This is a genomic window from uncultured Porticoccus sp. (assembly GCF_913061305.1).
GTDB lineage: Bacteria > Pseudomonadota > Gammaproteobacteria > Pseudomonadales > Porticoccaceae > Porticoccus.
This window is the reverse complement of sequence record NZ_CAJXST010000001.1, coordinates 1-22,372: the sequence shown is the minus strand read 5'-3', so window position 1 is coordinate 22,372 and position 22,372 is coordinate 1. Positions and strand designations below refer to the sequence as shown.

At 54.8% G+C, this 22,372-nt stretch carries 21 protein-coding genes and 1 rRNA gene; 12 read left to right on the top strand and 10 right to left on the bottom strand.

Translation table 11 applies throughout. The features are described from left to right. The first annotated feature begins 233 nt into the window (after positions 1-233). From blaOXA to QZ516_RS00095, 4 genes are all read left to right on the top strand, one after another. Entirely contained in the window at positions 234-1,016 is a 783-nt protein-coding gene (gene blaOXA, locus QZ516_RS00110) for a class D beta-lactamase (protein WP_297184618.1), read from the top strand. A gap of 234 nt (positions 1,017-1,250) precedes the next feature. Continuing rightward, positions 1,251-1,493, top strand: coding sequence for a type II toxin-antitoxin system Phd/YefM family antitoxin (locus QZ516_RS00105; RefSeq protein ID WP_095611664.1), 243 nt, complete (start codon positions 1,251-1,253; stop codon positions 1,491-1,493). Further along, positions 1,490-1,753 (top strand): Txe/YoeB family addiction module toxin, encoded by a 264-nt coding sequence (locus QZ516_RS00100; protein ID WP_297184616.1) that lies wholly within the window; start codon positions 1,490-1,492, stop codon positions 1,751-1,753. Before QZ516_RS00105 ends, QZ516_RS00100 begins: the two co-directional genes overlap by 4 nt. A 158-nt stretch (positions 1,754-1,911) precedes the next feature. Then, complete coding sequence (locus QZ516_RS00095) at positions 1,912-2,388, top strand: GNAT family N-acetyltransferase (protein ID WP_297184614.1); 477 nt, start codon at positions 1,912-1,914, stop codon at positions 2,386-2,388. Positions 2,389-2,532: 144 nt separating this feature from the next. On the opposite strand, the gene QZ516_RS00090 is transcribed toward QZ516_RS00095, so the two are convergent. The 5 genes from QZ516_RS00090 to QZ516_RS00070 form a co-directional block, all read right to left on the bottom strand. Further along, positions 2,533-3,078, bottom strand: a complete 546-nt coding sequence (locus tag QZ516_RS00090; protein WP_297184612.1) for a helix-turn-helix transcriptional regulator — start codon at positions 3,076-3,078, stop codon at positions 2,533-2,535. Between the two features lie 9 nt (positions 3,079-3,087). Then, positions 3,088-3,822: a cytochrome b/b6 domain-containing protein gene (locus tag QZ516_RS00085; protein WP_297184610.1), complete on the bottom strand. Its 735-nt coding sequence runs from the start codon at positions 3,820-3,822 to the stop codon at positions 3,088-3,090. 343 nt (positions 3,823-4,165) lie between these two features. Further along, positions 4,166-6,553 (bottom strand): penicillin acylase family protein, encoded by a 2,388-nt coding sequence (locus QZ516_RS00080; protein WP_297184608.1) that lies wholly within the window; start codon positions 6,551-6,553, stop codon positions 4,166-4,168. A 284-nt stretch (positions 6,554-6,837) separates the two neighbouring features. Further along, the gene (locus QZ516_RS00075) at positions 6,838-7,878 is read right to left on the bottom strand and encodes a polysaccharide deacetylase family protein (RefSeq protein WP_297184606.1); all 1,041 of its coding nucleotides are present in this window, start codon (positions 7,876-7,878) and stop codon (positions 6,838-6,840) included. Further along, entirely contained in the window at positions 7,875-8,648 is a 774-nt protein-coding gene (locus QZ516_RS00070) for a glucosaminidase domain-containing protein (protein ID WP_297184604.1), read from the bottom strand. Before QZ516_RS00070 ends, QZ516_RS00075 begins: the two co-directional genes overlap by 4 nt. Positions 8,649-8,819: 171 nt before the next feature. On the opposite strand from QZ516_RS00070, the gene QZ516_RS00065 reads away from it, so the two are divergent. Next, entirely contained in the window at positions 8,820-9,557 is a 738-nt protein-coding gene (locus QZ516_RS00065) for an alpha/beta fold hydrolase (RefSeq protein ID WP_297184602.1), read from the top strand. Positions 9,558-9,649: 92 nt separating this feature from the next. Here the strand turns inward: QZ516_RS00065 and hemL are convergent, their stop codons facing one another. Then, complete coding sequence (gene hemL / locus QZ516_RS00060) at positions 9,650-10,930, bottom strand: glutamate-1-semialdehyde 2,1-aminomutase (protein WP_297184600.1); 1,281 nt, start codon at positions 10,928-10,930, stop codon at positions 9,650-9,652. Between the two features lie 90 nt (positions 10,931-11,020). On the opposite strand from hemL, the gene QZ516_RS00055 reads away from it, so the two are divergent. Beyond that, complete coding sequence (locus QZ516_RS00055; RefSeq protein WP_297184598.1) at positions 11,021-11,632, top strand: DUF924 family protein; 612 nt, start codon at positions 11,021-11,023, stop codon at positions 11,630-11,632. A gap of 9 nt (positions 11,633-11,641) precedes the next feature. On the opposite strand, the gene hemJ is transcribed toward QZ516_RS00055, so the two are convergent. Together hemJ and QZ516_RS00045 are read right to left on the bottom strand one after the other, a co-directional pair. Next, on the bottom strand, positions 11,642-12,097 hold the full coding sequence (hemJ, locus tag QZ516_RS00050) for a protoporphyrinogen oxidase HemJ (protein ID WP_297184585.1): 456 nt from the start codon (positions 12,095-12,097) through the stop codon (positions 11,642-11,644). 10 nt (positions 12,098-12,107) lie between these two features. Then, the gene (locus QZ516_RS00045) at positions 12,108-13,856 is read right to left on the bottom strand and encodes a chloride channel protein (RefSeq protein WP_297184583.1); all 1,749 of its coding nucleotides are present in this window, start codon (positions 13,854-13,856) and stop codon (positions 12,108-12,110) included. A gap of 100 nt (positions 13,857-13,956) precedes the next feature. Here QZ516_RS00045 and argC point away from each other — a divergent pair, with 100 nt between their 5' ends. The 4 genes from argC to erpA all read left to right on the top strand — a co-directional run bounded on the left by argC (position 13,957) and on the right by erpA (position 16,613). Continuing rightward, positions 13,957-14,988, top strand: coding sequence for an N-acetyl-gamma-glutamyl-phosphate reductase (argC, locus tag QZ516_RS00040; RefSeq protein ID WP_297184581.1), 1,032 nt, complete (start codon positions 13,957-13,959; stop codon positions 14,986-14,988). Continuing rightward, positions 14,988-15,707 (top strand): DUF6776 family protein, encoded by a 720-nt coding sequence (locus tag QZ516_RS00035; RefSeq protein ID WP_297184579.1) that lies wholly within the window; start codon positions 14,988-14,990, stop codon positions 15,705-15,707. The genes argC and QZ516_RS00035 overlap by 1 nt, the downstream gene beginning before the upstream one ends. Before the next feature lie 11 nt (positions 15,708-15,718). Further along, a complete protein-coding gene (locus QZ516_RS00030; protein WP_297184577.1) occupies positions 15,719-16,159 on the top strand; it encodes a polymer-forming cytoskeletal protein in 441 nt (146 codons plus the stop codon). Positions 16,160-16,259: 100 nt separating this feature from the next. Next, complete coding sequence (gene erpA / locus QZ516_RS00025) at positions 16,260-16,613, top strand: iron-sulfur cluster insertion protein ErpA (RefSeq protein ID WP_036858695.1); 354 nt, start codon at positions 16,260-16,262, stop codon at positions 16,611-16,613. Positions 16,614-16,844: 231 nt separating this feature from the next. Here erpA and QZ516_RS00020 read toward each other — a convergent pair whose 3' ends face one another. Next, positions 16,845-17,969: an anhydro-N-acetylmuramic acid kinase gene (locus QZ516_RS00020; protein ID WP_297184575.1), complete on the bottom strand. Its 1,125-nt coding sequence runs from the start codon at positions 17,967-17,969 to the stop codon at positions 16,845-16,847. Positions 17,970-17,980: 11 nt separating this feature from the next. After that, entirely contained in the window at positions 17,981-19,420 is a 1,440-nt protein-coding gene (locus QZ516_RS00015; protein WP_297184573.1) for a peptidoglycan DD-metalloendopeptidase family protein, read from the bottom strand. Between the two features lie 168 nt (positions 19,421-19,588). Between QZ516_RS00015 and tyrS the strand changes: the two genes are divergently transcribed. Both tyrS and QZ516_RS00005 read left to right on the top strand, forming a co-directional pair. Beyond that, positions 19,589-20,896 carry a tyrosine--tRNA ligase gene (gene tyrS / locus QZ516_RS00010; protein WP_297184571.1) on the top strand — a complete coding sequence of 436 codons (1,308 nt, stop codon included), beginning with the start codon at positions 19,589-19,591 and terminating at the stop codon, positions 20,894-20,896. A gap of 558 nt (positions 20,897-21,454) precedes the next feature. Beyond that, positions 21,455-22,372 (top strand): 16S ribosomal RNA (locus tag QZ516_RS00005); the annotation flags it as partial.

The window sequence follows — 22,372 nt, the reverse complement described above, 5'->3', positions numbered from 1 at the left end:
TGTCGTAACGAATATTTTTTAACCATCTCCACTACTAGGCTGATCAAAATATATTCACTCCTACCCCTTTGGTCATCATCCAGATTGGCTCCGCTACCCTTGGTAAGGGTAAGCCATTGTTCCCCAGGTCTTTACCTAATATCCGTTCGTCAGATGGGTGCCGGCATGGCGGAGCTGGAATATCAAGTATACAAAAGCAATGCGACCTTAATGTAGGTACAGAAAGGACAGCTATGAAATCACTGCTCACCGCATTACTTGCACTTTTTTCCCTGCAAGGATACTCATCAGAGTGGAAAGAGAGTCCGGAAGTTGGGGCGCTATTCAAGCGTGCAGGCGTGACGGGAACCTTCGTACTCTATGATGTCGATGCGGGGCGATTTGTAGGGCACAACCAAGCTCGCTCCAAGGTGCGCTTCATTCCCGCTTCCACCTTTAAAATTCCGAACAGTTTGATCGGTCTTGCCGTCGAAGCGGTACAGGATGTTGATGAGATCCTGCCTTACGGTGGTAAGCCTCAGTCATTTGCCGTCTGGGAAAAAGACATGGGGCTACGTGAGGCTATCACGCTCTCCAATGTTCCGATCTATCAGGAGCTTGCCCGTCGCATTGGCTTGGAGCGAATGCGCGAGAACGTCTTAAAGCTTGGCTATGGAAATGGAAATATAGGCGCAACCGTCGATACGTTCTGGCTTGAAGGACCGCTCAAGATTAGTGCAATCGAGCAGGCCCAATTTCTGGCGAGCCTGGCTCAGGGACAGCTACCACTACACGCAGATGTTCAGGCGAGTGTTCGAGAGATCGTTCTTCTGGAGCAAGGAGACAGTTGGCGATTGTATGGGAAAACAGGTTGGGAGAATGCGCCGGATTCAGGCATCGGTTGGTGGGTCGGCTGGGTTAAAAAAGATGATCATGTGTATGCGTTCGCTTTGAATATCGATATTCAGAAGGCAACCGACGCGAGCAAACGCATTGAAATCGGCAAGGCCAGCCTTGAAGCGTTGGGGGTGCTGTGAGAGATCATGGCCTAACAGTGCCGTCAATCCGGACTCATTTTTCGTTCGCTGCGCTCACTACAAATGAATTAAAGGGGTCGTAACGATTATTTTTAAACCATTTTCACCGCTAGGCTAATCAAAATTTATTCACTCCAACCTCTTTGGTCTCAAGCGTTATACAAAACGTTCGTCTTGACGTACGTACCTAAAGACGTACAATAGGTTAAAAGTTAAACACGCAAGAGGTGCGTCATGACCGGAATCACTGCAACTGAGGCGCGTAGCAACCTTTACCGGTTGATTGATGAAACAGCTGAGTCTCATCAACCAATCGTCATCATGGGTAAGCGGAACAAAGCCGTGCTGGTTTCCGAGGAAGACTGGTCAGCCATTCAGGAAACACTCTACCTGCTCTCCGTACCTGGTATGCGGGAGTCTATTCGTGAGGGGATGGAGACCCCCGTGGATGAATGCGATGAGGAGTTGGACTGGTGACATGGAAGTTGGTTTACATCAAGCAAGCCCAGAAAGATGCAAAGAAGTTGGCCTCCAGCGGCCTCAAACCAAAAGCCCAGGAACTATTGGACTTAATCGCGGAAGATCCATACCGCAAGCCGCCACCGTTTGAAAAACTCATTGGCGACCTTGTAGGGGCCTATTCACGCCGTATCAATATTCAGCATCGTCTGGTTTACCAAGTGCTCGAGGACGAGCGAGTGGTGAAAATTCTCAGGCTCTGGAGCCACTACGAATAATGCATAACCAACGGTTGTTGCCGAACAATTTTTCCACCGCTTCGCAGCTCCAAAATCGCGTTACAGGGATCGTAACGATTGTTTTTTAACCATTTCTGCTCCCAAGTTCACTACGCTTAAGGTCCGGGGCATATCTGGGGCGTTAAGAGGCAAATACTATGGATATTATCCCTCTGGCTGATAGGAAAGAGTTCATTGCTGAGTTGGCAGCGCTGCACCATGCGGAGTGGAAGCATTTGAATCCGTCGCTTACTCTAGAGGGGCGCATCGAAGCAATCGCTGAAGCTGCGGGACGAGAGGGTATTCCTTCAATCTTTATTGCGATGTCAGGGAATCTGCTAATTGGTTCGGCTGCGCTGGTACAGAACGATATGGATACTAAGCTGAATTTATCCCCTTGGTTGGCAGCCGTTTATGTGAAAGAGGGCTTCCGGCATCAGGGAGTAGCTAGCAAATTGGTTGCCCGGTGCGAGGATGAGGCAGTTCGCTCAAATGCTAATGCTTGGTACCTATACACCGAGTTCGCCTCGAGACTTTATGAGAAGCTCGGTTGGCGTCATTTGGAGAGATGCGATTATAAGGGAGTGACGGTCGATGTTATGTGCAAGCAAATCGCCAAGTGGAAGTGGGGTTAGATAAGACTTTTTAAACAAACAAACAAACAAACAAACAAAGGGGTCGTAACGATTATTTTTTAACCATTATCACTGTTAGGCTGATCAAAATTAATTTACTCCGACCTCTTTAGACCTTTACGGTTTTCGTCGAATGCACGGCATTCAGGCGGACGGTGGTTGCTCTGCGTCTTTGGCACCCATGCCCGTGGCCGGCAGCAGGTCTTCGAGAAAGAATGCCGCCAGTTCCGAGCGACCCGACAGACCGGCTTTGGCGTAAATCGACATGGACTGTACCCGCGCGGTCTTTTCCGCGGTATCCCGTATCACGGCAATTTCCTTGAGGCTCATGCCCTTGAGCAGAAGGAAGGCCACCTCCCTTTCCGCCGGTGTGAGGTGCCAGGCGGTCAGTTGCTGGTCGATGGCCTCCGAGAGTCCGTCCAGATAGGTTTTCGAGCGATTGCGCCATTCTTCCGATTCCTGTTTCAGGCCGGCGGAAATTTCTCGCTCGTGGTGAAGGTGCTTTTTCAGCCGGAACATATCCTTCAGCACGTAAAAGACACCTCCCAGGCCCAGCAGTCCTGCCGCGCCTTCCGCGAGCAGGTGCCAGAGGGCAACGCCTTCACCGGAGTCTGTGACCAGGTCAAAGGCGATGATGGCCGTGATCAGCAGCAGGGTGATAAGCAGTATGGCGCGGTCCCGGGAGGTCATGATGCTTTTCTAGTCGTCGTCATGGTCGTGATCATCGTGGGATTCATGCTCGTCTTCATCCTCCGCTTCACCCAGGTGCAGTGGCGAACCGAGCAGGTTCAGCTCCCGGGTATCGCTGTTGAAGTTTTGCAGCAGGTAACCGGCAAATGCGATGGTCAGCACCAGAAAAAATACCCCACTGATGCGGCGGGCCTGAACCGGCACGCTGTCGTCGGGCACGTGCTGTTTTTCGCCGTTCACCATGCTTTTCCAGATGGGGTCACGGTGTTTCGAAGTATGGAGGACTATTCCGGCCAGGTGAAGCAGAACAATCACCAGAAAGCCATTGGCGAGCAGTTCGTGAACTTCTTCCAGGTCTTCTCCCGCCTGTCCGGACGCCATCAGGTAGCCGGTGATGCCGAGACCCACGGCGCAGGCCATCATGGTGACGGCGGCCCAGCTGGAGGCCGGGTTGTGGCCACTCCAGAGCTTGTGATCCCTGGATAGCAGGCCCTTGAAGTAACCGGCGAGTTCCCGGGGGTGCAGGGGGAAATCAGAGAAACGGGCGTGGGTGGTGCCGATGACGCCCCATACCAGTCGCCAGGCCACCAGGAAGCAGAGGGTTAGCCCCGCGATCATGTGGTAGGAAAACACCAGGGACTCGTCGTCGACGGTATTACTAATGGTAAAGGCCACCACAAAGAGCGTGGCAAAAAGCCAGTGAAACACCCGGGTGGGAAGATCATAAACACGTTTAGCTTTCATAGTGGACTCCTATCCTAAAGGTATCGCTCAAAAGTGCCGGATTGATCGAAAGTGATGCCTGGAGAATAGGTGGATGGCCATCGGGGAGCCATTGTGCAAATGACCTAGAGGGGCCGAAAGGGCGGCAATTGGGGATATTTGGCATAGGTACTATGACCTAGGAGCCCGATATCACTCTGATATCGAAGGGAGATTTGAGTCGGACGCGGGCAGGGGATGACGGCATCGACTGAGTCAAAACCCGGACCACGGGCACTCTGCTCCAATTTCGGTAGCCCCGTGGAGGGACTCTGTGGCGTAATCAGGGCAACCGGGACTCTGTGGCGGTGTTGATGTTGACTGCCTACTCCGGGGTCAGGGTCAGATGCCAGCGGTTCTGTCCCGGCAAAAAAGGGCTGGCATTGCCTTCCACCCAATCCCGATGGCCCAGTGTGTAATAGCTGGATAACGGGTGGCCGCTCTGGCCGACGGCCATATGGAATATCCCTTTGTCTTCGTGGCCCGGTGCTACCACCATGCGTTGCGAGGCGCCCATGTTGGGTTTTTGCACCCGTGGCATATAGGTGTCGCCGGCCATGCTTTCACTGGGCGTGTTGAGCAGGCCGCCCAGCAGGGGAATGGAGCCGCTCAATGGGTGGCGGATGTCGAGGGTGTTGGTCTCGCCCCAGCGCTGTTCTCGCAGAGGATTACCGTTTCGGGTGAGTTCTCGAATGGTTTGGTTGGCCTGTGCCACTAGGAATTCCTGCCAGTCGCGGTAGCCTGCGGGGGTGTGTTCGGCGGGCTGTTTGTTAATCAACGTCCAGGTGGGGTATTCGAGGTAGATACTGACACGCACGGGATCAAAAAAGTCGATCTCTTTATCCAGCTTCTGTATCACGCGTCCGGTGCTGGCACCGATGACGTTTTCCCGGAAACGTTTGACGATCAGGTAGCCGGTGGAGCTTTTCGAGGCCCGGCCCTGCCAGTTTTCCAGCAGGTCGATCAGGGTGTCGGTGTTGTTGATGGTTGCGTCGCTGTCGTTGTGTTCCCGGACGAGCTTGAGCAGCAATTGTTGCCAGCGGCTGAGAAACAGAGCGCGATCGTCCAGGGCGATGGCCAGCATATCCTGTTCGCTGAAGTGGTTGCTGTCGTGCAGATTTTTGGCAATCTGTTGCTGGCGGGCACCCAGGGCATAACTGCCGTGACCGATTTTGTCTAGCATGATGCCGGAGACAACCCGGGCGTTGGCGGTCCAGATGCGGTTGCCCGCCGGGTTGATTACCCGTGGGTAGTCGGCAGCACTTAGGTAGCCATCCCAGCGGTATTCGCCGGTGGACCAGTCCTGGGGGTATTTGGATGACAGCCCTTCACCGCTGAATCCCACCCGTTTGGGCAGTCGCCCGGCAATGGTCCAGCCCTGATCGCCGGCGCTGTCCACAACATTGAAGTTTTGTCCCGGAATGCCCGCGCTGGCGGCAATGGTCAGGGCTTCACTGACGGTGTCGGCATTTTCAAGGCGGTGCAGATTGAGGTTGGCGCCCTCCGGGTCGTGGGCGACCCAGCGCAGGGCTAACAGGCGGTGTTTGTGATCCCCGCCAATCACCGGCCCCCAGATGGTGTGTCTGATTTTCAGGGTCTGGTCGGGTTCGCCTTTTACCTTGAGGGTTTCGGTTTCGGTGGTGAAGGGCCGCCACCCGCCGGGCGTCAGGTAGGCGTCGCCCGCGTCATTCAGTTGCAGCACGATGCTGTCCTGGTAGTCGCCGTAGGAGTTGGTGAATCCCCAGGTGATATGTTCGTTGGAGCCCACCACCATCACCGGGACGCCGGGCAGGGTGACACCGGTGACGCGGCGGTTGTCTGCGGGCAGATACCAGGAGGCGCGATACCAGATGTTGGGCACATTTAGCCCCAGGTGCATGTCATTGGCCAGCATGCCGGCGGAATAGTCGGTGAGAGCGCCACCCACGGACCAGTTGTTGGAACCCACTGCGACGAAATCGTGATAGGAGTCGCCATCTTCCGGTGATTGCAACTGCGCCAGGGGTTGTTTGGGTAGCCGGTCGTTGAAGGCGTAGGCCTGGCCCTGTATGGGGGAATCCCATTCGCCGCCCTCGGGAACCAGGAAGGCGAACCAGTCGGCGGGCAGCGTATCCCGCAGTACTGCCAGAGAGCGCTCGTACTCGTCCAGTTCCGGTTGCAGATCAATGTACATGCTGAACAGGGCCAGGAAGGTATCTTCCTCCTGCCAGGGTTTCGGGGTCGCACGCAGCAAGGCGTATTCAAAGGGTGCCTTGCCCAGTTTGCTCAGTCCCTTGTTGACCCCCTCGGTGTAGGTCTGCAACAGCGCCCGGTCTTCCGGACCCAGTGCCCTGAATGCCCGTAAGGCGCGTTTGCGGAACTGGTGAACGCGCACGGCTTTGTCGTGATTGAGCGCGAGAATGCCGAACAGCTCGGAGAGTTCGCCGGCAGCGTTGCGGCGCAGCAGGTCCATCTGGAAAAAACGCTCCTGGGCGTGGAGAAAGCCCAGGGCAAAGGCGGTGTCGTTGCGGCTTTCACCGGCAATGGTGGGGATACCCTGAGCGTCCCGCTCCACCGTGACGGAGCCCTGTAAGTGTTCGCTGGTGACTGTGCCCTCGAGCAGCGGCAGGCTCTCGCGCAGGAACCAGTAGCCATAGCTCACGGCGACAAGCGTGAAGAGCATGAGCAGCAGTAAGGCATGGATAAGCCAGCGGGGAAGAAAACGGTGCGCCATGAAGCCTGCCAGATGTTGTTGGTTGTGGTTACATGATAATGAAATCAGGCGGTATTATAGAGGCTTATGCCCGGTCAAAACTGCTAGGGAGCAGGTTGGAGCATGGCTTGCGCAGCTGATTCTTCAGCAGAGCGTGATGCTGGGCATTGTCCTGGCCGGGGCGTCACAGGCTTTTAACAACGGGCTTTGTGTTCACAGGTGATGCTCAGATGGGCTCTGCTGCTTTTATGGGGAGCGCCTTACATTAGTAGAGCAGCTCAGGAGCCGCGGTTTGCGACATGCTTCTATTCGATGATCCACAACTGGCTATACCAGTAATAGGCGCCCAGTTCATCGCCAACCGGCGCCGTGCAGTTCACTTTTTGACGGCCCGGTGTCCAGCGCGGCAGAGTGACCTCAATCTGATTTTTTCCCGATATGTTCACCGCCAGTTTGACGCCACTGGCGTTGTAGCAGCTAATGCTGGCCAGATTAAAGCCGGGTGCTATGGTCAGGGTCAGTACGGAAGCTGCTTGCTCCGGCGTTGCGATCATGGCGCCGGCATCGACACGGATAACGGGCAGTGGCTGACTTTGCAGTGCGGTGTTGAGCCGTTCCCGCCTGGCCCAGTTGCCCGCCAGCGGAAAGCGGGGAATGACATCCTGGGTTGGGCTGGCGACCGCACCGGATTGCTGGGCGATGGAGTAATAGCCTTTCTGCTTGAGCAGGCCCAGTAGTTCAGGATTGTATTCGCCGAAGGGGAAGGCGAAGAGTCGCTGTTCTCCCTGGCTGCGCTGGGGTATCTCACGGTTCAGACGCCGCTCATTTTCGATGACTTCATGGTCCATGCGCGCCAGCCATTCACTATGGGTTTCGTTCTGGGGATAGCGCACCAGCTGGGCGTGGGTCAGGCCGTGGTTGCCGATTTCAGCACCGTAGTCAGCGAGTTCCCGAAGCTGATCCCAGCTCATTTGCAGGGTTTGCTGCTCATCAACGGACTGGGCATTTACAAAAACCGTAAAGGGCCAGCCGCGTTTTTTTAGCAAGGGGAAGGCTGTTTGGTAGACCGAGATATAGGCATCATCAAAAGTGATGGCAACCGCCTTGTCTGCCGTGCCGCCACTATCGAGTTCTGTCAGGAGTTGGCTGAGGGGTTTGACCTGATAGCCACGCTCGTCGATCAATTGCAGGTGGGCTTTGAAGTCGGCTGGACTAATGCTGGTGCTTATTGGGGTGTCGGTGTCGACATGGTGATACAGCAAAATCACGCCATGGTCCGCGGCCAGAGCCAGCTTGCTAAAGGCGAGCAGGCAGAGAATTGCCAGCCAATATTTAAGAGTCATCATTTGTCCATCAACTGATTGTATTGCCGGAGCATGGTTTTTATTTCGTTGACATAGGCCTGACGCCGTTCCGAGTAAAAAATCAGTGCGCCTGCCAGGGCAAAGCCGGTCACTGCTCGATCGGTGCTGCGTAGTGCCTGGCGTTTCTGTCTCAGACTTTTGTAGGCGGGGTGGGTGTTCAGGGTATGGAGGTAACTGGTCACCGAGTCGTAGGGGCGATCAAAGGCCTTGACTTCATGTGTATCCCCCGCTGGCCGGTTTGTGGGTACAAGGCCGCAACCCTTTGTATAGCACCACTCTCCGAAAAGATTATTGCCCTGCCGGGCGAAACGGGATCGTCCCCAGCCGGATTCGGCGGCGGCCTGAACCAGAATTAGGGAAACGGGGATGGTATCGACGCGCAGCAGTAGCTGCTCGACGAGTTCCCCGGGCGCTAACTTTTTGTCATCGAGACTGTATCGAACCGCAATGTGATTGAGTGACCGCTGTTTGATCCAGCCGGGTTGTTTGTCCTGATCCAGTTCGCTTTTTAGTTCAAGCAGCCAGTCGCGGTCCTCCAGAACAGTCTGATTGGCGGCCTTGGCAAGGGGCTCCAGAAACTCAAAAAAACGGGTTTTTAGCTCGGGAATATCGCTGATAATGCTGAAATCGGGAAGTTTTGCCGACTCTACCCGGCTGGCGTTTAGCCACCACGTCAGGGTGAGAAGAACCGCCAAGCCCAGGGCCAGTGCGTATCTTTGTTTATGTGCTTGTACAAGTGGGGGTGGTTTCATGACGTTCTTAATTCAAAACTCCAGATGGCTGAGACTCTCCTTGTTAAGCGGTTGTTTGAACCAGTTTGGTGTTTGTCTGGTAATCATGCAAGGCCAATACCCTCGGATTTCTTTGCGGCACAAAGCCGTAGGAGATGAACTTCAGACTCGATTCTCGCTTATGCTTACGCCATGAAAATACTTGTCTCTCTCTTGTCGGTTTTTCTGTTTATGCCTCTGGTCGCACAGGCGGATCATGAGTGTGTGGTATTGCTGCATGGCCTGGCGCGAACGGCCAACTCAATGGATGAGCTGGAGGAAGCGCTGTCCACCAGCGGTTATCGCGTGGTGAATGTCGGCTATCCGTCCCGTGAGGAAACCATCGATCGCCTGGCGGCGATGGCCGTGGAGGAGGGCATCGCGGGTTGTGACCGGCAGCCGGTGGAGACGATACATTTTGTCACACACTCGCTGGGGGGCATTCTGGTCCGCTACTACCTGGCCGATAAAAGTATTGCCAGGCTGGGGCGTGTGGTGATGTTGGCGCCACCGAACCAGGGGAGTGAAGTCGCGGATGAGTGGCGTGACGTGCCGGGTTACGAGTGGCTAAACGGCCCCGCAGGGCAGCAGTTGGGGACTGGCGAAGGCAGTGTGCCGCGTTCACTGGGACCGGTGGATTTCCCCCTCGGGGTTATTGCCGGAACCCGTTCGATTAATCCCATTTTGTCGCAGAGTCTGCCCAATCCCGACGATGGCAAGGTGAGTGTTGAAAACACCCGGGTCGAGGGGATGACGGATTTTATCGAGATGCCCTACACACATACCTTTATGATGGCTGCGGAGCCGGTGATAAGACAGGTTCAGCATTTTTTACGAAGCGGCACTTTTTTTCACAACTCCGCTTCCTCTCACAAACCCGCTTCGCCCTAGAGATTTTACCAAGGGACTTCTGACAGGATTGCTGTGTGGCATCGAAGCTGTCGCAGTGATTCTCTTCTTTCCTCATACGCTGGCGAGCGATTTTACAGCGTTTTAAAGACCCGCTCCGCCGCGTCCAGGGTGAATATCAGATCTTCATCGCTGTGGGCGGAGGACAGAAAGCCTGCCTCATAGGCTGCCGGAGCCAGATAAATACCGGCATCCAGCATGCCGTGGAAGAATTTGCCAAAGCGCACGGTGTCGCAGGCCATGACCTGCTGATAGTTGGTGACGGCTTTTTCTTCGGTGAAGAATACCCCGAACATGCTGCCCACATGGTTGGTGGTCATGGGAATGCCGGCGGCATCGGCGCGGGCTTGCAGGCCTTCGACCAATTGTGTGGTTTTGGCAAAGAGTTGATCGTGAAAGCCGGGTCGCGTCATCAATGCCAGTGTCGCCAGCCCGGCGGCCATGGCCACGGGATTGCCGGACAGGGTGCCGGCCTGATAGACCGGCCCCAGCGGCGCGATCTGTTCCATGACTTTGCGCTTGCCGCCAAAGGCGCCCACCGGCATGCCGCCGCCGATGACTTTACCCAGGGTGATCAGGTCGGCATCTATATTGTAGCGGCCCACCGCACAGCGGGGATCCACCCGGAAACCGGTCATCACTTCATCAATGATCAGCAGTGCACCGTACTCGGTGCACTGACTGCGCAGGCTCTCGAGAAAGCCGGGCGCGGGAGGAATGCAGCTCATGTTGCCGGTGACGGGCTCCAGAATGACACAGGCCACCTGGTCGCCAATTTCAGCAAACGCCTGTTCCACCCCGGCAATGTCGTTGTAGGTCAGCGTGATGGTGTGATCCGCCAGCGCCGCGGGCACCCCCGGTGAGCTGGGCACCCCCAGGGTTAATGCCCCGGAACCGGCTTTCACCAGTAGCGAGTCCGAATGGCCGTGGTAACAACCCTCGAACTTGATGATTTTGTCGCGACCGGTAAAACCCCGCGCCAGACGAATCGCGCTCATGGTGGCTTCAGTGCCGGAATTGACCATGCGCACCATGTCCAGCCCCGGCACCCGCTCGCAGAGTTCATCTGCCAGTTCAATTTCCAGTGCCGTGGGTGCACCAAAGGTCATGCCTTTCTTCAGCTGTTCGCTGACGGCGGCGATGACATCGGGATGATTGTGCCCGGCAATCATCGGCCCCCAGGAAAGTACGTAGTCGATATAGCGTTTGCCATCCACATCGAAAAGGTGTGAGCCCGCGGCGTGATCAAAAAAAACCGGGGTGCCGCCAACGGCTTTGAAAGCGCGGACGGGTGAATTGACGCCACCGGGGATGTGGCGCTGGGCTGCTGTAAATAGTTGCTCTGATCGTTGCATGGTTTTAAGCTATTTTCGTTGATAAATGAAAGAAAGTTATTATCCTTGATTGGGCATGAAGACGCTATTCAAAGCCACGACGGAGGTGTGATGAACAGGGCGGAGCCAGCTTGGCAACTGATCCTTGATTATTGGTTTGGTACAGAGCCTGACGATGCAGTTTGCGCCCGTCAACAGTCGCCAATCTGGTGGAGCAAAAGTCCCGAGGTGGACGCTGATATACGCGACCGCTTTGAACCCTTCCTGCAGGTGCTCATCAATGGCGGTAATCGCTACTGGCTGCAATTCGCCGAGAGTCGCCTGTCTGCGATCATTGTCCTCGATCAGTTCTCGCGGAATATCTATCGGGACTCGTCAATTGCCTTCAATGCCGACAGGTTGGCGTTGAACTGGAGTCTCTCCGGTATTGACGCCGGCATGGATAAACAGTTGCGGCCGATTGAGCGGGTTTTCTTTTATCTGCCTCTGGAGCATGCGGAAAGCCGGGAGATTCAGCGCCGCAGTGTGGTGTTGTACCGACACTTGCTGGCCCAGGTGCCCGCTGCACACAGGGAAACTTTCACCGGATTTCTGGATTATGCCGAGCGGCATGCGGCCGTCATTGAACAGTTCGGCCGCTTTCCCCATCGCAATGAGGTGCTCGGCAGAGCGTCTACCGCTGAGGAACTGGAATATTTGTCGCAGTCCGATAGCGGCTTTTAGCCGGGTGGATTAAAACGGCCTGACTATAACCATCACCACGATCCCAATCAGCATTAATACGGGAATTTCGTTAAACCACCGGTAGAACACATGACTGCGGGTGTTCCTGTCATCCCTGAACTGCTTCAGCAGATACAGGCAGCTGTAATGGTAGGCGATGAGGAGTAGTACCAGTACTACTTTTACCTGAAACCAGCCACTGTTCAGGAAGTAGTTCGGGTAGATGGAAAACAGCGCAATGCCCAGCGCAACGGCGACTATCATTGATGGGTTTGCAATACCCCGGTAAAGTTTGCGCTCCATGATTTTGAAGCGTTCGATGCTGATCCGATCCTCGGCCATGGCGTGGTAGACAAATAGTCTTGGCAGGTAGAACAGCGCGGCAAACCAGCTGACCACAGCGATGATGTGAAACGCCGTGATCCAGCTTTGGCCGCCCAGCAAAAATTCTTTTATCAGTGCCATTCGCTGATCCTTATTGGTAATAGTTGTCGATATCCTGGCGGGTGATGATACCAGCAACTTCGCTCATCAGCGGCGCTGCGGTTTGGCTGACATAGACCGCCTGATCATCGTTCTGCTGCATGACCAGCAGGGCTTCCTGCAGGGTGGCGCGGGGGTGTATTGGCAGAATGGGCCATCGTTCCGCAGGAATCTCCTGTAGATCGATAGTGGTATCCGGTTCCAGGGCCAGTTGTTCCTCCATATAGCGAGCGAGATCGGCGGGTCTCATGATGAGTTTCGGTTCGCCGACATCCTCAATCACAATCCATTGGGGTTTACTTTTCAGCAGGTCATCGATGCGCTCGAATGGCAGATGGCGGGAGTGTGAGATAAAGTCGCGCTTCATCAGGCTGGTGACACCGGCCCGGCTCAGACTCTGGAACCGCGGTGAGCTATAGCCATCGCGACCAATGGAGAAAAGACCGGGCATACGTGTCAGCATCCGGCAGGTAATCGTCGCGATAACAGTGACCAGCATGCTGGGTAAGAGAATATTGGGGTTATAGGTCAGTTCCAGTACAGCGATAAGCGCAGCAAGGGGTGCGTTCAGTACGGCACCCACCATTGCACCCATACCGATGATGGCATAAAAGCCGGTGGACGATGCCTGATCCGGGTGAAAAAGACTGCCCGCGATGCCCAGTGCCCCGCCGAGGCAGGCACCGATGACAAAATTGGGCCCGATGATGCCCCCGGGTAAACCCAGTCCGACCGAGACACTGGACACCAGTATTTTTGCCGCGACAATTCCGATCAGCAGGCCCACTCCCAGTTCGCCCAGCAAGGCTTGTTCGACAGTGTCATAGCCGACCCCCTGAATGTGCGGTACCACAGTGGCGACGGCGCCACACAAGACTCCCACACAAAGCATTCTCAGTAGCACCGGACGCTCCCGGAATCTTGTGGAGAAAGCGTAGAGCGTGAGCATGGCCGCCGCCGCCAGGCCGATGACCAGGCCGCATGCCAGCAGAAAAGGGATTTCCCACAGACTACCCATTTCGATAAGGGGAATGGCAAAGGCGGGTTCTGAGCCGAATACGATTCGCGAAACCACGCCGCCACTGACGGCTGCCAGAATGACCGGGATAAACCCGGCAATGGTGTATTCCATTAACACCACTTCCATGGCAAAAATAACCCCTGCCAGCGGCGTGTTAAATGATGCAGCGATGGCCGCCGCTACGCCGCAGGCAGCCAGTATGCGCAGACTGTTGTTCGGCAATTGCAGCTTCTGACCCAGCAGGCTGGAGCAGACGGCGCCCAAGTGGGCGGCAGGTCCTTCCCTGCCCACGGAATGGCCGCTCAGTAAAGCAATGGTGGCGCCGCCAAACTGCAGTAGTCCGTTGGCCGCCGGCAGTTGCGCCTGATGGTATTGCATTCGATCGAGAATGTGGCCGACGCCGACGGCATGGTATTCCGTCTTGCAGCTGTGCATGATCAGTCCGATCACCAGTGCCCCGACTACGGGCAGGATAAAATTGGCGGTGCGGCTGAGCATTTCAAAAGATTCGCTGCCCTGTGGTAACAATAAGGCGAGGGGCCACTCAAAGGAGAGCCGGAAAGCGATGGCGATGAGCGCCGTCAGTAGTCCGCTAATGCAGCCCAGCACAGCTAGCTGGGGCAGGGCGTCGGTGTGAGCAAGGCGCGCGCGGAAGGCATCCAGTCGCCGTGAAGGCCAGCGTTTTCCGAGACGGCTTTTCTGTTCCTCTGTGGAGGTCATCTGCTGCGCTCCGATTGTTGCGGGACAGAGCCCGTTTATTGGCCTGAGGTTTGCGTTATTATAGGTAGCTAAATCCAGGCATAACAGGAACATTTATATCGTGATCAAAGTAGGTATTGTTGGCGGGACCGGTTACACCGGCGTTGAATTGTTGAGATTGCTTGCGGTTCACCCCGATGTGGTGGTGACGGCGATCACTTCCCGTGGTGAGGCCGGGCGGCCCGTGGCCGAGCTGTTTCCGAATCTTCGCGGGCACTTCGACCTGTGCTTTACCGATCCTGCCGCCGGCGATCTCGATCGCTGTGATGTGGTCTTTTTTGCCACCCCGCATGGGGTTGCCCAGCTGACAGCGCCCGGCCTGCTCGAGAAAGGTGTGCGGGTGATTGACCTGTCAGCGGATTTCCGGATCCGCGATGTGGCCCTTTGGGAGACTTGGTACAAGCAGCCCCATACCGCTCAGGCGCTCGTGCCCGAGGCTGTTTATGGCTTGCCGGAGCTGAATCGTGAAGCGATCCGGCACGGTCGTCTGATCGCCTGTCCCGGTTGTTATCCCACCAGTGTTCTGCTTGGTTTTCTGCCCCTGCTGGAGCAGGGCCTGGTGGATCAGGGAGACTTGATTGCAAGTTCGGCCTCCGGTGCCAGTGGTGCCGGGCGTCAGGCGAATATCGGAACGTCGCTGGCTGAAACCAGTGATAATTTCAAAGCGTATGCCGTTCCCGGTCACCGGCACTTGCCGGAAATCAGGCAGGGTCTGGAGGACATTGCGGGATCCGGGGTGGGACTGACTTTTGTGCCGCACCTGCTGCCCATGATCAGGGGTATTCATTCCACACTCTATGCCAATTTGCTGGATACCGAGGTGGATTTACAGCGACTCTATGAAGATCGCTTTCGGGATGAACCTTTTGTCGATGTGATGCCGGCCGGTAGCCATCCGGAGACGCGCTCGGTACGCGGCTCCAATGTTTGCAGAATAAGTGTGTTTCGGCCGGAGAATGGAACCAAGGTTGTGGTGTTGGCGGCCGAGGACAACCTGGTAAAAGGTGCCTCGGGTCAGGCTATCCAGAACATGAATATCATGTTTGGCCTTTCAGAGAAGGCCGGTTTACTGGCGCCTGCACTGCTTCCCTGATGTCCAGAACAGAGCCGGAACAGTTAATCGTCAGGCCCCACAGGCCCGGGCATCGACGGTTGGAGCTGGTGCTTTGGGTGTTGGCTGTAACTGTCGCCTGTGGTGTTGGTTTTTTACTGGGGGGCGGGTTTTTTGATCGGACCGTGACCGATGGCAGGGCTTTGGCGAAAGAGCTCAAGTCGGTCCGTGAGCAGAATTTGCAGCTGCAGCAGCAACTGGCAAATGCAGAACTTGGTGCCCAGGTTGATGCGACCTCTCTGGAATCCGTCAGAAAACTGGTGACCTCTTTGCAGCAAAAGCTGGCCGCGAACGAAGAGGAGCTGGGTCTATATCAAAACCTTCTGCAGGAGAACGATAAGGAGGCGGGCCTGCAAATCGGCAGGCTTGTGCTGAAATCCGGCGGGAAAAACGGGGCGGTGGCTTACCGTTTGATTGTTCAGCAAAAAGCGGCCAATCTGAAGAAAATCAAGGTGAATGTCGTTATTCGTGTAGAGGGTCTCAGTGATGGTCAGCCATTCTCTGTAGGGTTTGACACGCTGGATGCCGAGGTCGATACGTCGCCGTTGCAGGTCACGTTCAAGTATTTTCAAGTTCTGGAAGGCAGCATACGGATACCTGCTGGTTTCCAGCCATTGACGGTGCTGGTGAGTGTGTGGAAAGACGGTGCCGAAAATACCCGTGTAGAGCGGAGTTTTGATTGGCAGCTGAATGAGGCTTGATGAGGTAGATCATGAGAAAGAAAACAACCCCGGCACCCTTTGCAGCGGGTGCGACAACACTGGTAGCCGGAGGAACTTCCGTAGTAGGCGACATTCATTTCGCTGGAAACCTTGAAGTTGAAGGGCATATTACCGGCAATATCAAGGCTGATGATGGTACTGATGCACGGGTTCGCATCCTGCCGCAAGGTCGTGTGGTGGGCGACATTACTGTTCCGGTGGTCGTCATAAATGGCCGTATTGAAGGCAATATTTACTCCAATCATCAGGTAGAGCTGGCGGCGAAGGCGGTGGTGGATGGTAATTTGCACTATTGCTTGATCGAAATTGAGAAGGGCGCTCAAGTCAACGGCAATTTTGTCCATCAAAGCCAGGCTGAGCCAGAGTCTGCAGCTCCTTCGGAAGAGAGTGGGCCGGAAGCCGTCGAAGAAGTTTCGCTGGAAAAAGCCTAAGCCACTAGGCAGTAGAGCCGCGCTTCATGATAGAATACCCGAGTGGAATGCTTGGGTATTATGGATTAATGCATTCCTTACGATTCATTCAGGAGCATGCATGTCAGGTATTGCAACATTTACACCGATGCCGTTATACATTTCGGACAACGCGTCCGAAAAGGTGAAAGCGCTTGTCGAAGAGGAGGGAAATCCTGATCTCAAGCTGCGGGTATTTGTCACCGGTGGTGGCTGCTCGGGGTTTCAGTACGGGTTCAGCTTTGATGAAGTGACTGCTGAAGACGATACCCTGGTCAGCAAGGATGGCGTAGCTGTGGTTGTGGATCCGCTCAGTTTTCAGTATCTATCGGGGTCAACTGTCGACTATGAAGAGGGTTTGCAGGGTTCGCGCTTTACGATAACCAACCCCAATGCCACGACCACCTGTGGGTGTGGTTCCTCCTTTTCTGTGTAGTTGGATTTGGAGTATTCAAAATATCAACCCTCAAATATTGACGTTATGTCGTCAGTTTCCTGACCGGATTGAGCGAGATGGTCTGGTAAAAGTGGTCGAGATGTTTGTATTGTCGGGGGTCGAGCAGCGTTTCCGTGCTCGTGGTGCTTTTACTTTTCTGCTTGCCCACCTCATTTGAAGAAATCAGTTTAAACGCGTGGTTTCCAGTAGAGCGATTTGTTGCCAGCTTGCTCAGGCGGGATGAATGGCGCCTAAAACGGAGGCTGCTGAAGCCCCGGTTACGGTAGGTTCATTCCCCGGTTTGCCGGCAAGGGTTTGCTGTGCAAGCCAGGCAAAGGCCATTGCTTCCACCCATCCTGGCAGTATTCCCAAAGCTTCTGTGGTGCTTACCTGTATCGGGGCTAGCAGTGCGCTGATACGACTGACAAGGGCGCCGTTATAGGCGCCACCACCACAAAGGTAGGCCTCCGCTATTGGTCCGTCTGATTTTCTGATACTTGTGCTGATTGTCTGTGCCGTAAATTCAAGCAGCGTGGCTTGCAGGTCGGCCGGGTCCGCTGAATTCCCGAAGCTGGCCAGTTGTTGTGTCAGCCACTCGGGGTTAAACAGCTCTCTGCCGGTACTCTTGGGGGGCTTTTTGAGCAGGTAGGGTGTCTTTAAAAACTGTTCCAGCAAGGGCTGGATGACACGACCCTCGCTGGCCCACTGGCCGTTGTCATCGTAGGCTTTGCCGAGACACTGCAGAATCCAGCTATCCATCAGTCCGTTACCGGGGCCGGTGTCGTAGCCCAGCGGGCTGGACACGTCATCGCCGTATAGCAGTGTGATATTGGCAATCCCGCCGATATTGATGATGACCCTCGGTGTTCCGGGTTTCTCGAATGCTGCACGGTGGAAAAGTGGGGTCAGCGGTGCCCCCTGCCCGCCAAGGGCAATATCGCGTCGGCGAAAGTCGGCAACGGTGGTGATGCCTGTCAGATGAGCAATGGTGTTGGGGTCGCCGATCTGCAGGGTAAATGGGTGCATGTCGCCATGTCCGGGCGGGAGATGACGAATTGTCTGGCCGTGGCTGCCTACGGCGATCACTTGACTGCTGTCAATGCACTCCCTGTGAAGTAGTGTGTTGACGGCATTGGCAAAGCGAACCCCCAGCTCCCGGTCCAGTTGCCCCATACGGGAAATCTCATTAGAGCCCGGGGTGGCCAGTTCGTGAATGTCGCTTTTGAGGTCGTCTATATCGCAGCTGAGTGTAGCCAGAAGACGGTGTTGTTCGCCTGACAGGTCGGCTAAAACGGCATCTATGGAGTCGGCACTGGTGCCTGACATCAGGCCTATGTAAAGTTCTCTGTCAGGCATTGATCGCGCGATCAATCGGCTTGAGAGGGTTTTTTGTCGGTGAGCAGGGCCACTCTGAAGCTTTGACGGTTTTGTGCCAGTCGGGTCATTAATGTCTTGGTGGCACTGACGAATCTGGCTTTTTCCGCCGGATCTATGGGCTGTGCTTTGGGCAGTGAAACGGTGCGCGGATTTTGGTGTACCCCATTGACCAGGAACTCGTAGTGCAGATGGGGCCCGGTTGAATAGCCTGTGGAGCCCAGGGTGCCGATGACCTGGCGCTGTTTGACGTGTTGGCCCTGTTTGACGGTGCGTTTGTCGAGATGCAGGTACTTGGTCGTGTACCCTTGGCCATGCTGAATAAACACATAGTTGCCATTGGCTTTGCTGTATGCGGATGCGATGACCTTGCCCTGACCAGAGGCAAAGATCGGCGTTCCCCTTGGTGCCACATAATCAACGCCGCGATGGGCGCGAATGCTCTTGTGGATGGGGTGCATCCTGCGCAGGTTGAAATTAGAGCTGATTCTTGTGAAATCCAGTGGTGCACGTAAAAAGGCTTTGCGCATGCTCATGCCATCGGGGGTGTAATAGCTCGCTACTCCTTTGCTGTCTTCGTAACGAACCGCCTGGAAGGTATTGCCCCGGTTGGTGAACTCCGCCACCAGAATATTGCCGGTACCAATTTTTTCACCATCCAGGTACTTTTCTTCATATAGTACCGAGAACTTGTCGCCTTTGCGGATATCGAGCGCAAAATCCACATCCCACCCGAAAATATTGGCAATTTCCATGATGGTGTTATGGGGCAGATCGGCCCGTTCGCCAGCCAAAAACAGTGAGTCTTCAATGGTCGACTCCCGATAGGCATTTATAACATCGGGCTGACGTAACACATGCTCGGCACTGAAGGCTGGACCATCGGTGTTCGGCTGCTCAGTGAAGACGTAGGATTCGAGTTTGGATTTATTGTAGATTAGCTGGCCCAGCGACCCGGACCCATTGAGCCCAAACAGAAGCTCTTCACCCGGGCGCATCCTGGTCAATGGCTTGGTCAGTGGGGATGAGGACATTAATCGGTGAACGTCTCTGGCGCTCAGCGATACCTGCTGAAACATGGTCGACAGGTTTGAGCCGTTGCGCACAGTGGTGGTCGACCAGGTCAGCGTATCTGCCTGGTCGGTGCTCTCCTCGGCACGCTCTTCTACAGGCGTTGTCTTGCCGTTGGCATCTGTCAGGGTAGCCGTCGGCTCGTGCGACAATCGGTTTGTGCTCTCCTGGAAAGTTAAGTCAATGTCAGCCGCCTGGCGGTTGGCTTCGACCTCTTCGCTGGGCAATACGGACAGGCCGATGAAGATGGCAGCGGCCAATGAACCGAGGATCGCCAGGTGGTGGCGGGAATGTTTTCCTGCTAGCAGCTGGCGTCCGATTGTTTCGTTTTTGGTGCTTGATGAGAAGCTGGCTTGGCTCATATTGATTCAATAATCGTCTTAGGTTATTGGTTTAAGGTATCAATATATAACAGAAAGTCTCCCAGTCCCACCTTCGCCAACAGGTTTTATCCACCCCAATACTTGTTTTTGTGAACGGATAAGGTAATGTTTGCCCCCCTTCAAAATCATCCATTTGGGATTGGCAGCATGTCTGAAAATGCCCCGAATTTAATCGCAGAATTGCAGTCCAGAGGGCTGGTCGCCCAGATGACAGGCGATGGCGCGCTGGTTGAACACCTGTCCGACAGCTCCCGTGCAGTCTATTGCGGCTTTGACCCAACCGCTGACAGCCTCCATATAGGAAGTTTGGTGCCGCTATTGGCTCTGCGCAGGTTTCAGCTTGCCGGGCACAAGCCCATAGCACTTGTGGGCGGCGCCACCGGCCTGATTGGGGACCCGAGCTTCAAATCCCAGGAGCGCAAGCTCAACACTGCCGATCTGGTAGAGGATTGGGTGGAGTCCATAAAAAATCAGGTCTCACGCTTCATTGATTTTGATAAAGGCCGGTGCGCTGCAGAGGTCGTGAATAATCTGGACTGGATAGGTCCGATGAATTTGCTGCCATTTCTGCGTGACGTCGGCAAGCACTTTTCTGTCAACAATATGGTGAACAAGGAGTCGGTCAAGCAGCGGCTTGGCCGGGAGGGTGAGGGTATTTCCTTTACCGAGTTCACCTATATGTTGTTGCAGTCCTACGATTTTGCCGAGTTGAATCGGCGCTATGGTTGTACGGTGCAGCTGGGAGGCTCTGACCAGTGGGGGAATATCACCGGTGGCATTGATCTCACCCGGCGACTGAACGGCGAGCACGTTTACGGTATGACGCTGCCGCTGGTGACGAAGTCAGATGGCACAAAGTTTGGTAAAACTGAATCAGGGACTGTCTGGTTGGACCCGGCCAGGACATCGCCCTATGCCTTTTATCAGTTCTGGATAAATACAGCCGATGCAGATGTCTATAAATTTCTGCGTTACTTTACTTTTCTGCCCTTGACCGATATTGAGCAAATAGAGAGAGCCGATCTGGAGGCTGGGGGAAGAAGGTCTGCGCAGGGCCTGCTTGCCCGGGAGCTGACTGAGTTGGTTCACGGGCGCGAAGGCGTAACGGCCGCTGAACGGATAACCCGGGCGCTTTTCACGGATGGCCTGGATGAGCTCTCTGAGGGTGATCTCGAACAGTTGAAGCAGGATGGCATGCCGGCCAGTAATTTGAGCGCCACAGATCTGTACGATAAACCGCTGACCGGGTTGTTGGTGGAATGTGGGCTGGCCAAGGCTGGCAGAGAAGTTAAAGATGCGCTTGGTCGGTCGGCGGTGTGGGTTAACGGTGTTGCCAAAGATGAGGCTGACAATCTTGTGGCCAGTCATTCTTTCGCGCCGGCCCAGGCATTGTTTGGCCGCTTCTTTATCGTCAAGTTGGGTAAGAAAAAATACCATCTGCTTGAATTGGTTTAGGAATATCCTTCCCGGCATAAGCATCGATAGCCTTTCTTTGTGTTCGGCTCGTCTGGGTAATTTCGGTGCAGAATAAAAAAAGTTTATAAAGGCGTTGACGGGTAGAAATAAATCGCTAGAATGCGCGCCTCGGTTCAGGGTGAAGCCCCGAATTTGAGAGTTCAACGGCTAGCAAGTTTTTTGAAGAAAGCCGTTGACAACAAGGTTTAAAGCGCTAGAATGCGCGTCCGCTTCGGGTAACACGGAAGCGGGGTTAACTGGCAAGGCAGGCACGAATTTGCCAAGCAAGATTAAATGCTTAAACCAGTTGACATTAAGGCGGCGATGATTAGAATACGCAGCCCGCTCAAAGCACAGAGCAACCGTTCTTTAACAATAGATCAGATAATGCGTGTGGGTGCTTGCTGAGACGATTCGAGTGATAACGAATCATCAAACGCAAGTAACTCATCAATTCATACGATTTGGTAAGCCAAAGTGTTTGAGCCAAGTTTTTGAGTAGTATCGCGGGTTTTTGTGAAACTGCTCCCTCTTATCGAAAGGTAGAGGTTAAAGATTAAACTGAAGAGTTTGATCATGGCTCAGATTGAACGCTGGCGGCAGGCCTAACACATGCAAGTCGAGCGCGAAAGTTTCTTCGGAGGCGAGTAGAGCGGCGGACGGGTGAGTAACGCGTAGGAATCTACCCAGTAGTGGGGGACAACTCGGGGAAACTCGAGCTAATACCGCATACGCCCTAAGGGGGAAAGCAGGGGATCTTCGGACCTTGCGCTATCGGATGAGCCTGCGTCGGATTAGCTTGTTGGTGAGGTAATGGCTCACCAAGGCGACGATCCGTAGCTGGTCTGAGAGGATGATCAGCCACACTGGGACTGAGACACGGCCCAGACTCCTACGGGAGGCAGCAGTGGGGAATATTGGACAATGGGGGAAACCCTGATCCAGCCATGCCGCGTGTGTGAAGAAGGCTCTAGGGTTGTAAAGCACTTTCAGTAGGGAGGAAAAGTTGATAGCTAATAACTGTCAGCCCTGACGTTACCTACAGAAGAAGCACCGGCAAACTCCGTGCCAGCAGCCGCGGTAATACGGAGGGTGCGAGCGTTAATCGGAATTACTGGGCGTAAAGCGCGCGTAGGCGGTTTGATAAGCTGGATGTGAAAGCCCCGGGCTCAACCTGGGAACTGCATCCAGAACTGTCTGACTAGAGTACAGTAGAGGTGAGTGGAATTTCCTGTGTAGCGGTGAAATGCGTAGATATAGGAAGGAACATCAGTGGCGAAGGCGGCTCACTGGACTGATACTGACGCTGAGGTGCGAAAGCGTGGGGAGCAAACAGGATTAGATACCCTGGTAGTCCACGCCGTAAACGATGTCTACTAGCCGTTGGGGTCCTTGAGACTTTAGTGGCGCAGCTAACGCAATAAGTAGACCGCCTGGGGAGTACGGCCGCAAGGTTAAAACTCAAATGAATTGACG